At 57.7% G+C, this 20,164-nt stretch carries 20 protein-coding genes; 7 read left to right on the forward strand and 13 right to left on the reverse strand.

Features of this window, described 5'->3' with window-relative positions; translation table 11 throughout:
- Positions 1 to 33: 33 nt before the first annotated feature.
- Complete coding sequence (locus AC2FLA_RS04635) at positions 34 to 846, reverse strand: alpha/beta fold hydrolase (protein ID WP_496720849.1); 813 nt, start codon at positions 844 to 846, stop codon at positions 34 to 36.
- Positions 843 to 1,445, reverse strand: a complete 603-nt coding sequence (locus AC2FLA_RS04640; RefSeq protein ID WP_496720851.1) for a 2-hydroxychromene-2-carboxylate isomerase — start codon at positions 1,443 to 1,445, stop codon at positions 843 to 845. Before AC2FLA_RS04640 ends, AC2FLA_RS04635 begins: the two co-directional genes overlap by 4 nt.
- Before the next feature lie 107 nt (positions 1,446 to 1,552).
- Between AC2FLA_RS04640 and AC2FLA_RS04645 the strand changes: the two genes are divergently transcribed.
- The 3 genes from AC2FLA_RS04645 (at position 1,553) to AC2FLA_RS04655 (ending at position 4,025) form a co-directional block, all read left to right on the forward strand.
- Positions 1,553 to 2,572 (forward strand): ribose-phosphate pyrophosphokinase, encoded by a 1,020-nt coding sequence (locus AC2FLA_RS04645; RefSeq protein WP_058275513.1) that lies wholly within the window; start codon positions 1,553 to 1,555, stop codon positions 2,570 to 2,572.
- Between the two features lie 60 nt (positions 2,573 to 2,632).
- Entirely contained in the window at positions 2,633 to 3,082 is a 450-nt protein-coding gene (gene rpiB / locus AC2FLA_RS04650) for a ribose 5-phosphate isomerase B (protein ID WP_496720853.1), read from the forward strand.
- Positions 3,083 to 3,341: 259 nt separating this feature from the next.
- On the forward strand, positions 3,342 to 4,025 hold the full coding sequence (locus tag AC2FLA_RS04655; RefSeq protein ID WP_496720855.1) for a hypothetical protein: 684 nt from the start codon (positions 3,342 to 3,344) through the stop codon (positions 4,023 to 4,025).
- A gap of 50 nt (positions 4,026 to 4,075) precedes the next feature.
- Here the strand turns inward: AC2FLA_RS04655 and AC2FLA_RS04660 are convergent, their stop codons facing one another.
- The 7 genes from AC2FLA_RS04660 to AC2FLA_RS04690 all read right to left on the reverse strand — a co-directional run bounded on the left by AC2FLA_RS04660 (position 4,076) and on the right by AC2FLA_RS04690 (position 10,447).
- A complete protein-coding gene (locus AC2FLA_RS04660) occupies positions 4,076 to 4,426 on the reverse strand; it encodes an H-type lectin domain-containing protein (RefSeq protein ID WP_496720857.1) in 351 nt (116 codons plus the stop codon).
- 116 nt (positions 4,427 to 4,542) lie between these two features.
- Positions 4,543 to 4,953: a F0F1 ATP synthase subunit epsilon gene (locus AC2FLA_RS04665; protein ID WP_058276005.1), complete on the reverse strand. Its 411-nt coding sequence runs from the start codon at positions 4,951 to 4,953 to the stop codon at positions 4,543 to 4,545.
- Between the two features lie 12 nt (positions 4,954 to 4,965).
- Entirely contained in the window at positions 4,966 to 6,390 is a 1,425-nt protein-coding gene (gene atpD / locus AC2FLA_RS04670; protein WP_058275509.1) for a F0F1 ATP synthase subunit beta, read from the reverse strand.
- A 20-nt stretch (positions 6,391 to 6,410) separates the two neighbouring features.
- Complete coding sequence (locus AC2FLA_RS04675; protein ID WP_058276006.1) at positions 6,411 to 7,286, reverse strand: F0F1 ATP synthase subunit gamma; 876 nt, start codon at positions 7,284 to 7,286, stop codon at positions 6,411 to 6,413.
- Between the two features lie 15 nt (positions 7,287 to 7,301).
- Positions 7,302 to 8,840 carry a F0F1 ATP synthase subunit alpha gene (gene atpA / locus AC2FLA_RS04680; protein WP_058275507.1) on the reverse strand — a complete coding sequence of 513 codons (1,539 nt, stop codon included), beginning with the start codon at positions 8,838 to 8,840 and terminating at the stop codon, positions 7,302 to 7,304.
- On the reverse strand, positions 8,841 to 9,401 hold the full coding sequence (locus AC2FLA_RS04685) for a F0F1 ATP synthase subunit delta (RefSeq protein ID WP_058276054.1): 561 nt from the start codon (positions 9,399 to 9,401) through the stop codon (positions 8,841 to 8,843). It lies immediately after the preceding gene.
- Between the two features lie 311 nt (positions 9,402 to 9,712).
- On the reverse strand, positions 9,713 to 10,447 hold the full coding sequence (locus AC2FLA_RS04690; protein ID WP_109313357.1) for a class I SAM-dependent methyltransferase: 735 nt from the start codon (positions 10,445 to 10,447) through the stop codon (positions 9,713 to 9,715).
- A gap of 61 nt (positions 10,448 to 10,508) precedes the next feature.
- Here AC2FLA_RS04690 and gloB point away from each other — a divergent pair, with 61 nt between their 5' ends.
- The 3 genes from gloB (at position 10,509) to AC2FLA_RS04705 (ending at position 14,799) form a co-directional block, all read left to right on the forward strand.
- Positions 10,509 to 11,276: a hydroxyacylglutathione hydrolase gene (gloB, locus tag AC2FLA_RS04695; protein WP_496720859.1), complete on the forward strand. Its 768-nt coding sequence runs from the start codon at positions 10,509 to 10,511 to the stop codon at positions 11,274 to 11,276.
- Positions 11,277 to 11,448: 172 nt separating this feature from the next.
- On the forward strand, positions 11,449 to 13,773 hold the full coding sequence (gene clpA / locus AC2FLA_RS04700; protein ID WP_282151795.1) for an ATP-dependent Clp protease ATP-binding subunit ClpA: 2,325 nt from the start codon (positions 11,449 to 11,451) through the stop codon (positions 13,771 to 13,773).
- Between the two features lie 138 nt (positions 13,774 to 13,911).
- Positions 13,912 to 14,799, forward strand: a complete 888-nt coding sequence (locus AC2FLA_RS04705) for a YHYH protein (protein WP_496720862.1) — start codon at positions 13,912 to 13,914, stop codon at positions 14,797 to 14,799.
- Positions 14,800 to 14,824: 25 nt separating this feature from the next.
- Here AC2FLA_RS04705 and AC2FLA_RS04710 read toward each other — a convergent pair whose 3' ends face one another.
- From AC2FLA_RS04710 to AC2FLA_RS04720, 3 genes are all read right to left on the reverse strand, one after another.
- Positions 14,825 to 16,525, reverse strand: coding sequence for a peptidoglycan -binding protein (locus AC2FLA_RS04710; protein ID WP_496720864.1), 1,701 nt, complete (start codon positions 16,523 to 16,525; stop codon positions 14,825 to 14,827).
- A gap of 3 nt (positions 16,526 to 16,528) precedes the next feature.
- Entirely contained in the window at positions 16,529 to 17,707 is a 1,179-nt protein-coding gene (locus tag AC2FLA_RS04715) for a biopolymer transporter ExbB (protein WP_496720866.1), read from the reverse strand.
- A gap of 68 nt (positions 17,708 to 17,775) precedes the next feature.
- A complete protein-coding gene (locus tag AC2FLA_RS04720; RefSeq protein WP_496720868.1) occupies positions 17,776 to 18,306 on the reverse strand; it encodes a gamma-glutamylcyclotransferase in 531 nt (176 codons plus the stop codon).
- A 67-nt stretch (positions 18,307 to 18,373) separates the two neighbouring features.
- Between AC2FLA_RS04720 and AC2FLA_RS04725 the strand changes: the two genes are divergently transcribed.
- Complete coding sequence (locus AC2FLA_RS04725) at positions 18,374 to 19,375, forward strand: DUF2125 domain-containing protein (RefSeq protein WP_496720870.1); 1,002 nt, start codon at positions 18,374 to 18,376, stop codon at positions 19,373 to 19,375.
- Here the strand turns inward: AC2FLA_RS04725 and AC2FLA_RS04730 are convergent.
- A complete protein-coding gene (locus tag AC2FLA_RS04730) occupies positions 19,372 to 20,013 on the reverse strand; it encodes an extensin-like domain-containing protein (RefSeq protein WP_496720872.1) in 642 nt (213 codons plus the stop codon). The two genes, AC2FLA_RS04725 and AC2FLA_RS04730, sit on opposite strands and share 4 nt — an antisense overlap.
- Positions 20,014 to 20,164 lie beyond the last annotated feature (151 nt).

Raw genomic sequence — 20,164 nt, forward strand, 5'->3', positions numbered from 1 at the left:
GGATTAGGGGTGTCATCCTGTCAACAACATGATTCAGGATAGACCACCCCAAAACTTTCGAATGACGGCAGCCGTCTGATCCGGGTGAGTGATTGGGACCATGTGGTCAGCACCCGAAACAACGCCCGTTCCGGCATTGGGAAGCCGCCGGGCAAGACCTTCTCCGATCGCGGGCATGACGGGGTGCGTCTCAGACCCGCTCAGGATCAGAACCGGCATAGATGCGCGGTCCAGAACGCCAGGGTTCAGCATCCCCTTCTGATCAAGGAACAAAGCGTCATCAACGGCGGGCACAACGTGAATACCACGGATCATTCCCGCGCGTGTCCGCTCTGGCAATTCGGGCCATCGTGGGCCGTCCTGTGCGCCCCACATCCGGTTGAACAAACGGGCGGCCTGCTCAAAATTTCCGGCCGCGAGCGCATCAGAGACAGGTTTCGCCTCTTCATCATGTTGCCGCACCAAATCGGGCGTGTCCTGAATCGCAACCGCAAAGAACACTGGCTCGATCAGGACCGCACTGCGGACCAAGTCCGGAAACTCGACAGCCAGCCGAAGGGCCAGCATCCCGCCAAAGGAATGACCGATCACATCCATCGGTTCGGTCAGATGCGCGGCCGACAGTTGGGTCACTTGGTCAAAGAAATCCCCGTGCCCATCCCAATCCGCGCTGCGGCCATGGGACGGCATGTCGGGGGCCGTAAATGTCACCTCGCCCTTTAGAGCCGTCGCCAGCCCCGACCACGCCCCGGAATGCGCGATTGTGCAGTGCAGGGCGAGCACCTTGCGCGCGCCCTGCCCCAACGTTCTGACAAAAGTGTTGTCTGCCAGGGGGGTGTCCCTCACCCCTTCAGTTCCGACAAATGGCGATCCAGATCATCCAGCCGGTCCTGCCCCCAGAACCGCTGATCGTCTTCGGTGATGTAAAACGGCGCGCCAAATACACCGCGATCCACGGCCTCTTCCAGATTGGCGGCATAAGTTTCCGCGCCAACCAGAAGGCCGCTATCCGCCAGCCCCGGATCAAAACCGGCCTGTGTCAGGCAATCGCGGATCACATCATCCTGCGCGATGTCTTTCTCCTCGGCCCAACAGGCCCGCACGAAGGAATGCGCAAGCTTTCCAACGTCGCCTGACCCGTCCTTGATTGCAGCGATGATCGCATAGGATGACGGCGCCGCATTGGTCGGCCAATGCGCGGGCTGTAGATTGAATTCCATACCAAGTTGCTTGGACTGTCGCTGTAGTTCCTGCGCCCGATATTCGATCCGAGAAATATGGCGGTCCTTGGGAGGAGTGCCCCCCGTACGCCCAAACAGGGCGACAATATCCAGCGGTTTGTAGTTGATCGTCGCGCCATGTTTCGCCGCGATCTCTTCCAACCGCATACCCGCCAGATAGGTATAGGGCGAGAGTGTCGCAAAATAGTAGTCAATCTGGGTCATCTGCACTTTCTCCGCTGCGTTATCTTTGCTGGACGTTAGACCCGTGCTAAGCGGTGTCAACATCACGAATCTGTCACATTGCCATTGCTGCCCGGGGACCTCAGCCGATGCCGACACTCAACGAACCCAAGCTTATCGCTGGGAACGCCAACCTTCCTCTTGCCGAATCCATCTCGCGACGCATGAGCCTGTATCGCGGCGTCGATCAGAATCTGGTCGATGCGCGGGTCGAGCGCTTCAATGACGGCGAGATTTTCGTCGAAGTGTTCGAAAACGTACGCGGTGAGGATATGTTCATTGTCCAACCGACATCGAACCCGGCGAATGACAACCTGATGGAGCTGCTGATCATTGCCGATGCACTGCGTCGGTCTTCTGCTCAGCGTATCACCGCCGTGATCCCCTACTTTGGCTATGCCCGTCAGGACCGCCGCACCAAGGCGCGGACGCCAATCAGCGCCAAGCTGGTGGCCAACATGCTGACCGGCGCCGGGATCGAGCGGATCCTGACCATGGACCTGCACGCAGCACAGATTCAGGGGTTCTTCGACATGCCTGTCGACAACCTTTATGCATCGCCGATTTTTGCGCTGGATGTGAAACACCAGTTCCAGGACAATCTGGACGAGCTTATGGTCGTATCACCTGACGTTGGTGGCGTTGCCCGCGCGCGGGAGCTTGCCAAGCGCATCAACGCCCCCCTGTCGATCGTGGACAAGCGTCGCGAAAAGGCTGGCGAAGTGGCTGAGATGACAGTGATTGGCGACGTCAAAGACAAGATCTGCCTGATCGTCGACGACATGTGCGACACCGCGGGTACGCTGTGCAAGGCCGCTCAGGTTCTGCTGGATAACGGCGCGAAAGAGGTACATTCGTACATCACCCACGGCGTCATGAGCGGCCCGGCGGTCGAACGTGTGACAAATTCGGTGATGAAATCTCTGGTGCTGACCGACACGATCCAGCCCACCAAAGAGATCACCAACGCCAAGAACATCCGCATTGTGCCAACCGCGCCTATTTTCACTCAGGCGATCCTGAACATCTGGAACGGGACAAGCGTGTCTTCGTTGTTCGAGGATAAGACTCTGACACCGATCTACGAGTCGATGTATCACATGGACTGACCGAGTTGGGCGGCGTAACAGCCGCCCTTTTTTGTCAACACAGCAAGACAGGACGTACCCGTGACAGCCTCAAAACGCATTGTTCTTTCCAGCGACCACGCGGCTATCGAGCTGCGCCAAGCGGTCGCCGACCACATCGCAGCGCAAGGCTGGGAGGTCTTCGATATCGGTCCCAAGACGCCTGAAAGCACACACTATCCCGTCCACGGAAAAGCTGCGGCTCAGGCCGTTGCCTCGGGCGATTGCCACCTTGGGATCGTCCTGTGTGGTACAGGTCAGGGGATCATGATGGCGGCCAACAAGGTTCCGGGCATTCGCTGTGGCGTGTGTTCTGACGCCTTCTCGGCCCGCATGATCCGCGCGCACAACAACGCCAACATGCTGTCGATTGGCGCACGTGTCGTGGGTGAAGGTCAGGCCCTGGATATCGTAGATGCGTTTCTGGAGGCCGAGTTCGAAGGCGGGCGTCACGCAACCCGTGTGGACATGATCGAAGAAAAAGACGGTTAGGGCTCCGTTCCAAAGGCCATTCAAAGTGAAACTAAGTGCATCACCGCGTGTCCACGACACGGATGCAAACATGTAGCGCCTGCCCCCCTATGAACCGGGTGGGTGGTTCAGCCTAGCCGCCCGTCCTTGTCGCACACCCAGTTACAACGAGTTTCAACGTTGCGCCTGTTTGGGAAAACTCAGAAGCTGCCTCCCGACCAATTGTCACCACATTCCGTCGGCACGATGAAGTGATTTCGAAGCTGAAAGAAGATACCATATGTCAAACACCAATTTTCAAGATCGAATTCAACGCATCAACGCCAAAAGCCCACAGCCGAATTCTGCTCTTGCACAAAGGGCTGCCAAAACCCCGTTATCCCGACCAAATTACGGAAAGGTATTGATTGGCGCTGGGTTTTTAAGCACCGGACAACATGCGGTAAGACAGGCGAACGAAAACTACGAAGCGATAAAGCAGAGCTACGGGATCGGTGCAGCAGCCGGGTTGGGTGTTGCGGGCGCTGTGGCGCTGGTGGTTGGCGTTGTCCTGATGTACCGAGGCTTCACTGCGGCCAATAAACAGGGGAACGAACCAATCTCCGACGGGTCAGAAACAGGCCCGGGTCAGAACCGCACGGCGTCCAAAAGGGCGCGGACGCTTAGTTCTGTTTTAGGCCTGATATTCGGCGTTTGTGCATGCACAAGCTTAATTCTAGGAGCCGGAGCTACAAAAATTGCAACCGAGGCCGCGTATCAGTTCTTTCGGATTGCTTTTCATACATCGGTTTTATTGCTTGTTGCCTCGATCTTCATTGGGTTAGTTGGCGTTCTTCTGCGCAGATATGCCCTGGTTCGAGTGCCGGTGTACTTTCTAATCGGTGCTTTGGCGACTTATTCGACCGTCCGCTTCACAGGATTTCCCATTCAGTTCTTGGAATATTTCAATTCTGCGCTGCAGTAACTATGAGCAAAAATAACAAAGGTATTGCCAGACCTTAGCCCCCGGATGCGTTAAGAGATATTCCAATCATCGTCATGGGCCACCTCTCCGATGGCGGTCCATGTGACCCGTATCCGGGCGATCCGTGTATCCGACCATGTGCGGAAAACGGCGCTAAAGCCCTCTGGCGTGATGTCTTCGGCCGTAACTTCGGCGCGCAGAGCGGAAGATGTATCCACATCCCACAAAGAGACACCGATCTGAACCACCGGATTTGATCGGAACGGTTGGCTGAACATAACGCTCGACCGCCGCTGGCGCGGTCCTTCCCCCGTCCACATCTCGCCACCATCGGCGAATTCGGAAAAAATAACTGCCTCGCCTTGGTCAATACCAATTGGATGGGTTCGAAACGTCTTCATTGATTTGTCTTTATCTATGTAATTCCGGACCTTAACCCGTCGCATTGATAAAATCACGATAAAAAAACGGCCCCGTTTTTACGGGGCCGTTTCTAACTGTCGGAATACGATGAGCCTTACAGGCTCATATGCGTTCCAAGGGCTTCCATGTCGGCCAGCAGTTTGGCAGCGTCATCGACAATTGTCTGATCATCGCCTGCCTTGGCTGCTTCGTGCGAAGCACGCGCCTCGGCGACCAGATCGTCCAGATGCGACCGTGTCACTTCGGCGACCGGAATGGCCTTTTCGGCCAGAACCGACAGGCCATCGCCATTGATCTGAGCAAACCCGCCGGTGACCAGATATTCACTGGACCCTTCGGGTGCCTCGACCTTCAGGATGCCCGGGCGCAGCGTCGTGATGGTGGGGGCATGATCAGGCATCGCCGTCATGTCCCCGTCCGCGCCGGGAAGCTGGACCGCGGTCGCGCTGAGCGAAGCAAGGCTCCGCTCGGGGCTGACGAGGTCGAATTGCATCGTGTTTGCCATCAGGTTTGCTCCTTAGGCGGCTTCTGCGGCCATCTTCTCCGCTTTGGCGATCACGTCGTCGATGCCGCCAACCATCAGGAAGGCTGCCTCGGGCAGGTGATCGTATTCGCCGGCCACAACGGCCTTGAACGACGCGATGGTGACATCCAGAGGAACCTGAACGCCGGGCGAGCCGGTGAAGACCTGTGCCACGTCGAACGGCTGCGACATGAAGCGTTCGATCTTACGGGCACGGGCCACGGTCAGTTTGTCCTCTTCCGACAGTTCGTCCATGCCGAGGATGGCGATGATGTCCTGCAGCGACTTGTAGCGCTGGAGGATCTGCTGAACGTCGGTCGCAACGGTATAGTGCTCTTCACCGACGATTGCCGGATCAAGCAGACGCGAGGTCGAATCGAGCGGGTCAACAGCAGGGTAAATACCCTTTTCCGAGATCGCACGGTTCAGAACGGTGGTCGCATCGAGGTGCGCGAACGACGTCGCAGGCGCGGGGTCGGTAAGGTCATCCGCAGGGACGTAGACGGCTTGCACAGAGGTGATCGAGCCCGACTTGGTCGAGGTGATCCGTTCCTGCATCGCGCCCATGTCGGTCGCCAGTGTCGGCTGATAGCCCACCGCCGAAGGGATACGGCCCAACAGGGCGGACACTTCGGAACCTGCCTGTGTGAAGCGGAAGATGTTGTCGACAAAGAACAAAACATCGGTACCGGTTGCGTCACGGAATTGTTCCGCAAGGGTCAGGCCCGACAGAGCGATCCGCATACGTGCACCCGGAGGCTCGTTCATCTGGCCGTACACCAGCGCGATTTTCGAATCTTCCAGCTTTTCGGGAACGATAACACCGGATTCGATCATCTCGTGATACAGGTCGTTGCCTTCACGGGTCCGTTCACCAACACCCGCGAACACGGACACGCCCGAGTGCACTTTGGCGATGTTGTTGATCAGCTCCATGATCAGAACTGTTTTACCAACGCCGGCTCCGCCGAACAGACCGATCTTACCGCCTTTGGCGTAAGGGGCCAGCAGGTCAACAACCTTGATGCCGGTAACCAGAACTTCGGATTCCGTTGCCTGATCCGAAAAGTCTGGCGCAGGCTGGTGAATGGCGCGCGTTTCTTTGGTTTCAACGGGGCCTTTTTCGTCGATAGGTTCGCCCACAACGTTCAGGATTCGTCCCAGTGTTGCGTTGCCGACCGGAACCGCGATCGGTGCGCCAGTGTCAGTTACAGCTTCGCCGCGAACCAGACCTTCGGTTGCGTCCATCGCAATGGTGCGGACAGTGTTTTCGCCCAGATGCTGTGCAACCTCCAGAACCAGCTTTTTGCCGTTGTTGGTTGTATCCAGCGCGTTCAGAATTTCTGGCAGCTGATCTTCGAAGTGCACGTCGACGACGGCCCCGATGATCTGTGTGACTTTGCCTTTTGCATTCGCCATGTTTCGTCTCCGGTTTGTCTCTACAGCGCCTCAGCGCCGGAAATAATTTCAATCAGCTCGTTGGTGATCACGGCCTGACGCGAACGGTTGAACTGGATCGTCAGCTTGTCGATCATCTCACCCGCGTTGCGTGTTGCGTTGTCCATCGCGGACATACGTGCACCCTGTTCCGAGGCTCCGTTTTCGAGCAGAGCCGAGAAGATTGCAGTCGCAACCCCCTTTGGTAGCAGGTCGGCCAGAATGGCCTCTTCGCTGGGCTCGTAGTCGAACACGGCACCACTGTCGTCGCCCTCGGTATCCTCAAACGAGGCTGGGATGACCTGTTGTGCCGTCGGGATCTGGGTCACAACGTTGACGAACTTCGAGTAGAAGATCGTGGCAACATCGAACTCACCCCCATCGAAACGGGACAGGATGCCCTTGGCGATGTCTTGCGCGTTGGTGTAACCCAGACGCTTGACTTCGCTCAGGTCGATATGTCCAACGAACAGATCGCCAAGGTCACGCTTGAGCGCGTCGCGGCCTTTTTTGCCGACAGTCAAAACCTTGACCGTCTTGCCTTTCAGGCGCAGCTCTTCCGCTTTGACACGGGCCAGCTTGGCGATGCTCGAGTTGAAGCCGCCACACAGGCCGCGTTCAGCTGTCATGACAACCAGCAGGTGGACATCATCACTGCCCGTACCACGGAGCAGCTTGGGGGCGCTGTCGCTGCCCCCGACCGATGCCGCCAGCCCCGCCATCACGGCATTGAACCGTTCAGCATAGGGACGCGAGGCTTCGGCAGATTCCTGGGCGCGGCGCAGTTTTGCAGCCGCGACCATCTGCATGGCCTTGGTGATCTTGCGGGTCGATTTGACCGACTCGATCCTGTTTTTAAGATCCTTAAGATTTGGCATGTGCCCGCCTCTCCCTTAAGCGAAGGTTGCGGCGTATTCGTCCAGCGCAGCCTTGATCTTGTCGGAAGCGTCGCCCTTGATCTTGGGATCTTCGTCGGTGATCCACTGAAGCAGGTCGGCGTGCTTGCCGCGCAGGTGCGCCAGCAGGCCAGCTTCGTAACGGCCAACATCGGAAACGTCGATCTTGTCGAGGTAACCGTTGGTGCCGGCGAAGATGACACAGACGATTTCAGCGTTGGTCAGCGGCGAGTACTGCGGCTGCTTCATCAGCTCGGTCAGACGCGCACCACGGTTCAGCAGCTGCTGGGTCGCGGCGTCAAGGTCGGAACCAAACTGCGCAAACGCAGCCATTTCGCGGTACTGAGCCAGTTCCAGCTTAACCGGACCGGCAACCGACTTCATCGAGTTGGTCTGAGCCGAAGAGCCCACACGCGAAACCGACAGACCGGTGTTCACAGCAGGACGGATGCCCTGATAAAACAGTTCGGTTTCCAGGAAGATCTGGCCGTCGGTGATCGAGATCACGTTGGTCGGAATAAACGCCGAAACGTCACCACCTTGCGTTTCGATAACCGGCAGAGCAGTCAGCGAACCAGCACCGAAGTCTTCGTTCAGCTTCGCCGAACGCTCCAGCAGGCGGGAGTGGAGATAGAAAACGTCGCCAGGATAGGCTTCACGTCCGGGCGGACGACGCAGCAGCAGCGACATCTGACGATAAGACACAGCCTGTTTCGACAGGTCATCATAGATGATCAGTGCGTGGCGGCCATTGTCGCGGAAGAATTCGGCCATTGCGGTTGCGGCATAGGGTGCCAGGAACTGCATCGGCGCCGGGTCGGACGCGGTTGCGGCCACAACGATCGAGTAGTCAATCGCGCCGGACTCTTCCAGTTTCTTCACCAGCTGCGCAACGGTCGAACGCTTTTGGCCGATCGCAACGTAAACGCAGTACAGCTTCTTCGACTCGTCGTCGCCTGCTGCATCGTTGTAGGTTTTCTGGTTCAGGATGGCGTCCAGAGCAACGGCAGTTTTACCGGTCTGACGGTCACCAATGATCAGCTCACGCTGGCCACGACCAATCGGGATCATCGCGTCAACCGATTTCAGGCCGGTTGCCATCGGTTCATGAACCGATTTACGCGGGATGATGCCAGGTGCTTTGACGTCAGCAACGCCACGCTCGGTGGATTCGATGGGGCCTTTGCCGTCCAGCGGGTTGCCCAGACCGTCAACAACACGACCCAGCAGACCGTTACCAATCGGAACGTCCACGATCGAGTTGGTGCGCTTGACGATGTCACCTTCTTTGATGTCACGGTCGGAACCGAAGATAACAACACCAACGTTGTCGCTTTCCAGGTTCAGCGCCATGCCCATGATGCCACCGGGGAATTCGACCATCTCACCCGCTTGCACATTGTCCAGACCGTATACGCGGGCAATCCCGTCACCGACGCTCAGCACGCGACCGATTTCGGCCACTTCGGCTTCCTGACCAAAATTCTTGATCTGGTCCTTCAGGATTGCAGAAATCTCTGCAGCTTGGATTCCCATTTATCCGACCTCTTTCATTGCATTCTGTAGGGAGTTGAGCTTCGAACGGATCGAGCTATCGATCATCTTCGAGCCCACTTTAACGACAAGACCGCCAATGAGGCTTTCATCAACGGTCGCATTTATTGTCACGGTCTTGCCCACACGCTCGGACAGCGTCTTGGACAGTTTTTCCAGTTGTGTCTTGGTCAGCGCCTTGGCCGACGCGACATCGGCGGTCACTTCGCCACGTTCGTCCGCCAGCATGTCGCGCAGAACCTGCACCAACTCGGGAACTACGAACAGACGGCGCTTCTGAGCCATCAGAGCCAGCGTGTTACGCATGATGGCGTGCAGACCCATTTTGTCAGCGATTGCGGTAATGGCGCCTTCTTGTTCGGCACGCGAAACCAGAGGCGATGCGATCAGGTCGCGCAGTTCGGCGCTTTCGCCCAATGCTGCTGCCAGATCATTGATTCCGGTTTCCAGACCTGCGAGGTCATTATTCTCTTTGGCGATCTCAAAGATCGCGGTGGCATAGCGCTTGGCAATGCCTGTGGAAATCGAAGCTGGTTCGGACACGTCCACCCTTCCGATATTTTGGGCCCCGAATTCGCGTTGCGGCAGCTACCCCGGGGGCGTGAAGAAACCCCGGCCAGACGGTCGGGGATCAAAATCACCGGGGATGTAGCAGAGCCGAACCCAGCTAGCAATATATTATCACGGCAACAGGTTTATCCACAAAATGTTCAATTTCAATTACTTAAGGAGGGTGCGACCCTTTTATCCGGCTGAAACAGACGAAAAATGTTACGAAAGTGTAGGTTTTTGCGATTCCTGTGTCCTTTTTCCCTCAATTTTTGCGAATTGAAGAGGGGAAATGACTGGGCTGCTCAGGCTGGTTTCAGAAGGCCATCAAGCGCCTTTATCGGACGACGTTCGGCATCCTTTGCAACACTGCCGCTGGGCGGTCGGATGTGTTTTGTCACCTCAACCATAAGCACTCCGCCTGCCATGACTGTTGGCAGCCTTTGGCCAGTCTTTTCGATCAGGCTCGCCGACTTCAGCCAGAAACGGCGGAATGACGGCGGCAGATACAGAGCCGAGCAATGGCTTTCCGGGATGAAGTGATGCGCCTTGAGCTGACTTTCCAGCTGCGAGGCTGTGTACGGTCGGCCAAAGCCAAACGGGGTCTTATCTGTCCGAGACCACAAACCAGCCCGGTTGGGCACAACAAAGAATGCGCGCCCCCCTGGCCCCAACACGCGCCAGCACTCATTTAGCAATTGGCTGGGCCGCTGCGAGGTTTCAAGCCCGTGCATCACAATCAGCTTGTCGACATGACCTGTTTCAATCGGCCACAGGGTTTCTTCGGTCAGAACCGACACATTGGGCATTCCGGCGGGCCAGGGCATGACGCCTTGCGGGCCTGGCATCAAACCGATCACGCGGCGGGCGTCCGCAAGATAAGGACGCAGCAATGGAACCGCGAAGCCGAATCCTGCAACCGTTTGCCCCTTGGCCTCGGGCCATTGCTCGATCAGTCGCCCACGGATCGCCGCTTGCGCGGCACGACCCAGAGTGCTGCGATAGTAGAAGTTCCTCAAATCCTGCACATCAAGATGCATTGCAGACACCCGGTCAATCGGCTTAGCTGGGCGCAGTCTAGCAACGAAAGGGCAAAAGGCCATGCCTCTTGAGGTCGTTACCATCCCATGTCTCAGCGACAATTACGCATTTCTGGCGCATGACGCCGCAAGCGGCAATACCGCACTGGTCGACGCGCCCGAAGCCGGACCCATTCTGGCCGAGTTGGACAAGCGCGGCTGGACATTATCCCATGTTCTTCTAACCCATCATCATTGGGACCATGTGGATGGCCTGTCTGCCATTTTGGAAAGACATCCGGCCAAAGTTGTTGGCGCGGCCGCCGATGCGCACCGGCTGCCCCCGCTGGATCAGCAGGTCAGCGACGGCGATACATTTGAATTCGGAAACGAGCAGATTCGGGTGCTGGATGTGTCCGGCCATACTGTTGGCCATGTCGCCTATTACATGCCGGACAGCGCAGTTGTTTTCACTGCAGACAGCCTCATGGCTTTGGGGTGCGGGCGCTTGTTCGAAGGCACGGCGCCACAGATGTGGGCCTCGCTCAGCAAGTTGGCCGCCCTTCCCGATGAGACAATCGTATGCTCAGGCCACGAATACACGCAATCAAACGCAAAATTCGCGGAAACCGTCGATCCAACCAATGCTGCGCTGCAAAAACGCGCTGATGATATCAACCGCGCGCGCGCTGCCGGAGAACCCACGGTTCCTTCGACGATGGCGCTGGAAAAGGCCACAAACCCGTTCTTGCGGGCCGCTGACCCGGCGATTCAGGCGCATTTGGGTATGCAAAATTCGGACCCCGCAGAAGTTTTTGCTGAAATTCGGACTAGAAAAGACAGCTTCTAGTACCCAAATTGCCTTCCTCACGGCCACGGTCACGTGAAATGTGACTGTCAAGAGCAAGAAAACCCTTGAAGCCGGGCCACGATCAACCAAACTCTAATAGTATGAGGACATGGTTGGGATGGGGTTCCGGCCGAAGCCTGCCCCTTTCGACCCAAGACAGAGGAGCACCCGCGTGCCTTCATTCTCGAGCACATTAGAACAAGCCATCCACGCGGCCTTGGCGGCTGCGAATGAACGGCGTCATGAATTTGCAACGCTAGAGCATCTGCTTCTGGCGTTACTGGAAGAACCTGACGCCATCCGCGTCATGAAAGCCTGCAGCGTCGATCTGGAAGAACTGCGCAGCACTCTGGTCGAATTCATTGACGAAGACCTGTCCAATCTGGTCACGGATATCGACGGTTCCGAGGCCGTGCCAACCGCCGCTTTCCAGCGCGTCATACAACGCGCGGCGATCCACGTCCAAAGTTCGGGCCGGACCGAAGTGACCGGCGCAAACGTTCTGGTCGCCATCTTCGCCGAACGTGAAAGCAATGCGGCCTATTTCCTGCAAGAGCAGGACATGACGCGCTATGACGCGGTAAACTTCATCGCGCACGGCGTGGCCAAAGACCCTGCCTACGGCGAAAACCGCTCGGTATCCGGCGCGGATCAGGTCGAGGAAGAGGCTCAGCCTGGCGTCACCGAAGGCGAACAGAAGGAAAGCGCGCTTGGGAAATACTGCATTGACCTGAACGCTAAATCGCGCGCAGGCGATGTCGACCCGCTGATCGGCCGAGCTGATGAGGTTGAGCGTTGCATTCAGGTCCTGTGCCGCCGCCGCAAGAACAACCCACTATTGGTGGGTGATCCGGGCGTGGGCAAGACCGCCATCGCTGAAGGCCTGGCACGCAAGATTGTTGGCGGCGAAGCGCCAGATGTGCTGTCTGAGACCACAATTTATTCTCTCGACATGGGTGCTCTGCTGGCAGGTACCCGCTATCGCGGCGACTTCGAGGAACGCCTGAAGGCGGTTGTGACCGAGTTGGAGGACCACCCCGACGCGGTGCTGTTCATTGACGAGATTCACACTGTGATCGGTGCCGGTGCCACCTCGGGCGGTGCGATGGATGCGTCGAACTTGCTGAAACCTGCCCTGCAGGGCGGCAAACTGCGCACCATGGGCTCGACCACATACAAGGAATTCCGTCAGCATTTTGAAAAAGACCGCGCGCTGAGCCGCCGGTTCCAGAAGATCGACGTAAGCGAGCCTTCAGTCGAAGACAGCGTGAAAATTCTGCGCGGTCTGAAACCTTATTTCGAAGAACATCACGAGATCAAATACACCGCCGATGCGATCAAGACCGCGGTGGAGCTTTCGGCCCGCTACATTAACGACCGCAAACTGCCCGACAAGGCCATCGATGTAATCGATGAGGCCGGTGCGGCGCAGCATCTGGTGGCTGAGAGCAAACGGCGCAAGACCATCGGGGTCAAGGAAATCGAGGCGGTCGTCGCCAAGATCGCCCGCATCCCACCTAAGAACGTCACCAAAGACGATGCCGAGGTGCTGAAAGACCTCGAGGCCTCGTTGAAACGTGTTGTATTCGGCCAGGATCTCGCAATCGAGGCACTGTCCAGTGCGATCAAACTGGCGCGTGCCGGTCTGCGTGAACCTGAAAAGCCCATCGGCAACTATCTGTTCGCTGGCCCGACCGGTGTGGGCAAAACCGAAGTTGCGAAACAGCTGGCGGATACGCTGGGTGTGGAACTACTGCGCTTTGACATGTCCGAGTACATGGAGAAGCACGCCGTCAGCCGTCTGATCGGCGCGCCTCCGGGCTATGTAGGCTTTGATCAGGGCGGTTTACTAACCGATGGCGTCGACCAGCATCCGCATTGCGTGCTGCTGCTGGATGAGATCGAAAAGGCCCATCCGGACGTGTTCAACATCCTGTTGCAGGTGATGGACCACGGTGAGTTGACCGATCACAACGGACGTACGGTGAACTTCCGCAACGTGGTGCTGATCATGACCTCTAACGCGGGTGCACAAGAACAGGCCAAGGCCGCCATCGGCTTTGCCCGTGACCGACGCGAGGGCGAGGATACGGCCGCAATCGAGCGTATGTTCACGCCCGAATTCCGCAACCGCCTGGACGCTGTGATCTCATTCGCGCCACTACCGAAAGAGGTCATCCTACAGGTGGTCGAGAAGTTCGTTCTGCAGCTTGAGGCGCAATTGCTGGATCGCAATGTGACCATCGATCTGACCCCCAAAGCCGCCGCGTGGCTGGCGGAAAAAGGGTATGACGACAAGATGGGTGCCCGTCCTCTGGGTCGCGTCATTCAGGAACACATCAAGAAACCACTGGCCGAGGAGTTGCTGTTCGGCAAGCTGGCCAAGGGTGGTTTGGTCCGCGTGTCTGTCAAGAAAGGCGATTTGAATCTGGATATCCTTGGCCCCGATCAGCCAAGAATTCCGGGCGACAAACCTCCGCTTTTGACGGCGGATTAAGACGCCGCATTCGCGTAACGAATCTAATCGCCCGGTTGTTCAGCAGCCGGGCGATTTCCTTTCGGCCACAAACTTTTTCGACGGAACAGCCAAACCTGCGCGTTTCATTATCACTGATGAATTGCAAAGGGGATTTTGATGACCAAAACCGTCGCCGTTTGGAGCGTAGCATTCGCCCTTTCCGCCGTTGCCGCCATAGCAACCGCTCAGCATAGATTTCGGGATCATGACGAAACGGAAACACGACCGTTGCGCCTGCAGGCCGCAACGGTTGATCCGGGCAACAGCCACTCTGAATTCTCTGAGACCCGCAAAAGTATACGCGTCTCAGCCAACGGGATCCCCGATCACCTTGTCGGGCGCTTTCCGAACCAAGGCAATCCGCACAGCATTTCCGAGCAACGCGTCAACTTGAAAGTACCGACGAACCCGAAATCCAATCGATCCACCACCCCGCTTGAAATGGGATGGAACTTTGGTGTGTCTCTGAACGGCGTCGTGTTCGACCCGTTGGCCGCGGAGTTCTGGCAAGGCAATCCCGGCTCAGGCTGGTCCTACAATGCGCTTGGGGGCGCGGTTACTTTGGGGTTCGACGAAAACTATGCCCATGTGCAACCCAATGGAAAATATCATTACCACGGCATCCCTACGGGCTTTATTGAGCTGCTGAACTATACACCCAACCGACATTCACCGCTGATCGGATATGCCGCTGACGGCTTCCCGATTTACGCAATGACCGGCATTGTGGATGGGAAAGTGACGCAAATGAAGTCGTCGTACAGATTGAAAAGCGGCAACCGGCCCGGAGGAAGCGCGCCCTACGGAAAGCATGATGGCACGTTCAATGAGGACTACGCTTATGTAGCAGGCGCTGGAAATCTGGATGAATGTAACGGAGCCTTTACGATTTCGCCTGAATATCCATCTGGAACGTATGCCTATTTCCTGACTGAAAGTTACCCAGTCATCCCGCGCTGCTTTGCAGGCAAGCCCGATAGCAGCTTTCGGTTTGGTCGTCGCTGACCCGGGTTCTTAACGAGTGTCTCGGTTACCTTTCGGTGAGTTTCAGCTCGATCCGGCGGTTTTGCGCCCGGGCCTCCGGGGTGTCTGCCGGGTTTACGGGCTGGAACTCACCAAAACCGTTTGCGGCCAACCGGCTCGGCGGGATGTCCAGCGCATCGACCATGTAGCGCACCACGGACAAGGCGCGGCCCTGACTAAGTTCCCAATTGTCGCGATAACGCCCGGACCCGGCAAGTGGCACGTTATCGGTGTGACCATCGACGCGGATCACCCAGTTCAGGCCTTCGGGAATTTCAGCCGCCACACTGCGCAGGATATTGGCCACTTTGGCGATGTCCTGCTGCCCGGCTGGTGACAAAACGGCCGAACCCGTGTCAAACAGGACCTCGGACGAGAAAACAAAACGGTCGCCTTCGATCCGAACGCCCTCCTCATCCCCAAGCACGTCGCGCAATCTTCCAAAGAACTCTGACCGATAGCGCTGCAGGTCTTCTGCCTGCGCCGCCAATTCCTGATTTTGCCCAGACAGAGCTTCTGCCTCGGCTTCAAGCCGGACACGCTCAGCCTCTTCCAGCAGACGCCGGCGGCGTTCTTCCGAGGCCGCACGGGCCAAAGCTGCATTCAGGTCCTGACCCAGGGTCTGAATTCGAATGTCCGAAGCGGCGTTGCGTTCTTCATAGTCGTCCAACAACGCCTGCAACCCGCCAAGTTGTTGGCGCAGCGCAGACATCTGTTGATTCAACAACGCCGTCTCTCGCTGCGCTTTTGCGGAAATCGTTTTCTCCGCCGAGATCGCTTCACGGGCCACAGCCAATAGGTTTGCACGCTCTTCGGCCAACGAGCGCTGCGATTGCGCCTCGGCCTGCGCCTCGGTCTGCGCAGCCAAGGCGGCTTGTAGTTGCGCCTGCAACTCGTCCGCATCCAACGCACCAAACTGGCGCTCAAGCTCGGCCCTGGCGGCTTGTGCTGCGGCAAGCAGGGTCAGTGTATCCTCCGCTTCTTTGCGCTGCGCTTCCAATGCCAGTGTCATTGCCGTCAACTCGGCATCTGCATCCTGCAGACGGTTGCGCAGGTTCTCGGCAGCGGCAGCTTCGGCCAGCTTGGCGGCCTCTTCCGCGCTGATCTGTTCTTCCAGTTCACTGATCCGGGTGGATTGCGCCGCGTCGCTTTGTTCAAGATCCGCAACCAACGCCTCCAGCGCCTCGCGTTGGGCGGCTGCCAGCCGGGCGGCTTCGGCCTGTTCGTCGATTTCAGATCGGCTTTGCGCCAGCGCGAGGTTCAGCGTCTCTTGGTCCTCCAGCAACTTGGCGCGCTGGGATTCCAGTGTTGCAATTGCGCCGCGGGCCCGCTCCTGATCCGTCAGAAGTGCGGCGACCTGCGCCTCAAAATCCGTGATACGCGCCTGCGACAGCGCTAGGTCCACTTCGGCCCGCGCCAGCGTATCCTCGGTTTGCGACAGGGTCGTGTTCAACGCGCCAAGACGGGCCTCCAGGCGGCTATTCTCACGCTCCTCCAATCCCAATGCCCCGGCCAGCGCTGCGACTTCATCTGACAGAGCGGTCAGTTCGTCCTCTTGCCCGGAAATGGTTTCGCGCAACACGAACTGCACCACCATAAAGATGGTCAGAACGAAGGTCAGCACCATCAGCAACCCGGTGATCGCGTCAACAAAACCCGGCCAAACCGAGCCCTGAAAACGTTGACCTGTGCGACGGGACAGAGCCATGGATTACTGTCCTTCCGGAGTAGTGCGCACCGCGCCCCGGGGCAATGTCAGGGCTTTGACAAGCAATTCGATATCCTTGCGCAATTCGCTCATGCTTTCCTGACGACCGGCCGAGATTTCTTCGAGGATGCGCAATAGCTGAACATCCATCGACCGCAGTCGCATCCGGCTTTCGGCGTCGATGCCATCCCCCGTTCCCTGATCACGCATGTGATCCAGCAGGGCGTCTTGCCCAAGGGCCACACGTTCCAATGCGGCTGTCACCCCTTCGGATTCAGACTGTCGCACGTTCATCTCACCGATCGCGTCGATCAGTTGGCCCAGTTTGACCGACACGGCCGCACGATCAGCCTCTTGCCCCGAAAACAGGTCCTGCAGCGCATCCATCTGTTCGGACATCGCGTCCAGAACTGGGGTCAGAACCGCAATCTCGGCCCCGCCTTCTTCTGCGGCAGCAAAGCCAACGCGAGTGATTGAGGACAACCATTCTTCAAGCTCGCGGTAGAACCGGTTCTGGCCGTGACCTGCGAACAGTTCCAGCAGACCGACGATCAGAGACCCGGCAAGGCCCAAAAGGGACGACCCAAATGCCACGCCCATTCCTTGTAGCTGGGCTTCAAGCCCCACCATCAGGCGGTTGAACACGGCCAGCCCTTCTTCGCCCTCTTGCGGGTTCAGGCTGCGGATCGTGTCGACAATGGCTGGGACGGTGGTCGCCAGTCCAAAAAACGTGCCCAAGAGACCTAGGTAAATCAGAACATTGGTAATATAGCGCGTGATCTCACGCTCTTCCTCGACGCGTTCCGCGACCGAATCCAGAATCGACCGGGTCGAACTGGAGCTGATCTGCGATCGTGCACCGCGTTCGCGCAGCAGTGAGGCCAGAGGAGCCAGCAATTGCGGCGTGCGCGCGTCTTCGCGGACAACGCCACCAACAAATGCCTCAATCCAACGAACCGACCCAATCAGCTGTGTCACCTGAAAGAAACAGGCGAAAACGCCGATTATGAAAACCAGGATGATAAAGCCGTTCAGGTACGGGTTGGCCTGAAACACCGGCAGCACATAAGGCAGCGCCATGAAGACGCCCAAGCCCGCCAGGCCAATTGCGACCAACATCATCACAATCTGACGGATGGGATGCGAGAAATGGGGTCTCGCGCCCTGATGTGCCTGCGCCATGCGCGTGTTTCCCGGTTTTTGCCTGCTCTGGCTGAATCTAGCCAAAATCCGCCGGTGACGCCAAGGGTTTATGCTGTGATGCTGCGCACCCGTTGCGCTAACCACTCAAGATCGGGATCGCGCAGGTCAATCTCGGCCAGATGTTCCGCAGTATTATACAGATATTCCGTATTCGGTCCGCGCCCGCCAATCGCATGTGCAATTATCTGCGCCTGCTCCTCTAACGGCATGCCACCACAGTATTGGACATGTTCTGCGTCGATCACATAAGTTACGGCAGTGATAACCTCGCCAGTGTTCAGATGCACATCAAGGTTTTTCTCGACATAAGCCGAAGAGATCAGCTCGCGTTCGCGCAGCTCTTGAAGGGTGCGTTCTTCATGGCCAGCTTCGACCGCAAGCGCCAAGCCTGTGCAATTGGCGTCGGTCTGTTCGTCCAACGCCAGCACCAGACCCGGATGTTCCTCGGTCCCGCGGTGGTGGATCGAACTCATGCAAAAGGACCGCGCATACCCATGCAGCGTGGCGTGTTCGCTTCGGGCCACCGGAAAGCCCGGATTCCACAGCAGCGATCCATATCCGAAAACCCACATCGTCATAGCTCTGGTCCTTGCCCGTTTGGGCCTATAAACATCAAATTCAACGCGGGAAAAAGGGCCAACTGCCATGCGCGGTCTAATACGAGTAGTCATTTTCTTAACGGTTATCTGGAGCGCCTATTGGTTCGTCGCCGGATTCGGATTGCGCAATGCAATCACCGCCTGGTTCGACAAACAGCAAGAACAAGGTTGGCAGGCCGACTTTTCCGACGTTTCAACAGCGGGGTATCCGTTGCGCCACGTTACGCGCCTGAACAGTCCGGCGCTGGCAGACCCGGTCAACGGCACCGCGTGGAGTGCGGATTGGATCGAATTCCAAAGTCCTGCGATCTGGCCCGGACGCCAGGTGCTGCGCTTTGCCGACACGCCCCAGCGCCTGTCCTATTTTGATCAGACGGCGACCATCGAAGCCAGCAATCTGCAAGCCGAGCTGCAGTTGCAACCCGGTGTGGCGTTGGTACTGGAAAAAATGGCGTTGACCGCTAGTTCATGGCTGATCACCGACGGTGCCGAAGCCCTGGCCGGAGGTGATACGCTGACGCTGGTCATGGAACAGACTTCTATTCCGGTGACCTATGCCATCGGTGCCCGTATTGACGGGTTCACCCCGGGTGACGGCCTGCGAGAATTGATGCGGTCGGCCACCACATTGCCGCAGGCGTTTGAGACGCTCGAACTGGACATGACCGCCACGTTCAACAAGCCGTGGGATCGCACGGCATTGGAACAGGGCAGACCGCAACCGGTAATGATTGACCTGAACCTCGCCGAGATGAAATGGGGCGCTTTGCGTCTGTTTGCGGCAGGCGAGCTTGATATCGACCACCAAGGCATCCCAACGGGCGAAATTGCGGTCAAAGCTGAAAACTGGCGCGACATGATTGCCATGGCCAATGCCGCAGGCGCCCTGCCCGATCAGGCCGTTGATCCTGTGACGCGGGCACTAAACTTTATGGCCGGGCTGGGTGGAAACCCAAATGCGCTGGATCTGCAGCTTAACTTCCGCGACGGTTTCGTGGCGCTTGGGCCGTTGCCGCTAGGGCCAGCGCCCCGCCTGATCCTGCGTTAACGACAGTATGGCCCGCGACGATGGCGGGCGGTATCCAGATGGAAATGATCCCGGTGATATCGGTCGGCGTTTGGCCCCAATACGGTGCCAAACGGCCCGCATGCATCGCGCCAGATCTTGACCAGTTGTTTTTGCGATGGGTTCTTGCGCCAGCCATTCAGGACGGTCACAACCTCTCCATCGGCCATCTTGAAGGCCGAGATATCAATCGCGCGGCCTTTTCCATGCTCGGAAATGCGGGCGCCCTTGCGGTTGTTGCGCGTCCGGCACGCGTAGTGTGCGGCAACCTGCAATTGAACCACCGGCCCGCGTCGCTTGAACGTCGGTTTGACCGTTTTCTCAACCCACTTATTCAGCGCAATTGCCGTTCCACAATCCATCGTGGAGGGACGGCTAAGCGTCACGCCTGAGACCGAGGTGATCTGAACAGCGTCCTTGATCCCGCAAGCCTTGATCCTGCCCGGTACCGTCCCGACTGACTTACCCTGAATATCAATGTCGCCGCACACCGATCCTTTACGCAGTTTGCGCTTCTTGAATAGCGCCTCCTGCTCCAGTGCTTTGGGCCGCAGGTAAGGCATCAGCGACGTGTCCGGGCCAAGCAGAGGCAGCTCTGCAGGCCGTGCCGCGGCTGCCAAAACCTGCGGGGATGCCGGCCGCAATTCTGGACGTATGGTTGCCGGAGGCAGCTGAGGTACTGCGCTGCTAAGGACGGCAAGTGTAGCCTGAGGTCGCGATATCGGTATTAAAGAACGTTCCAGCGAACCAGCCTGAGTTGACATTGCGCAA

The sequence above is a fragment of the Ruegeria sp. CDSA033 genome, assembly GCF_059612305.1.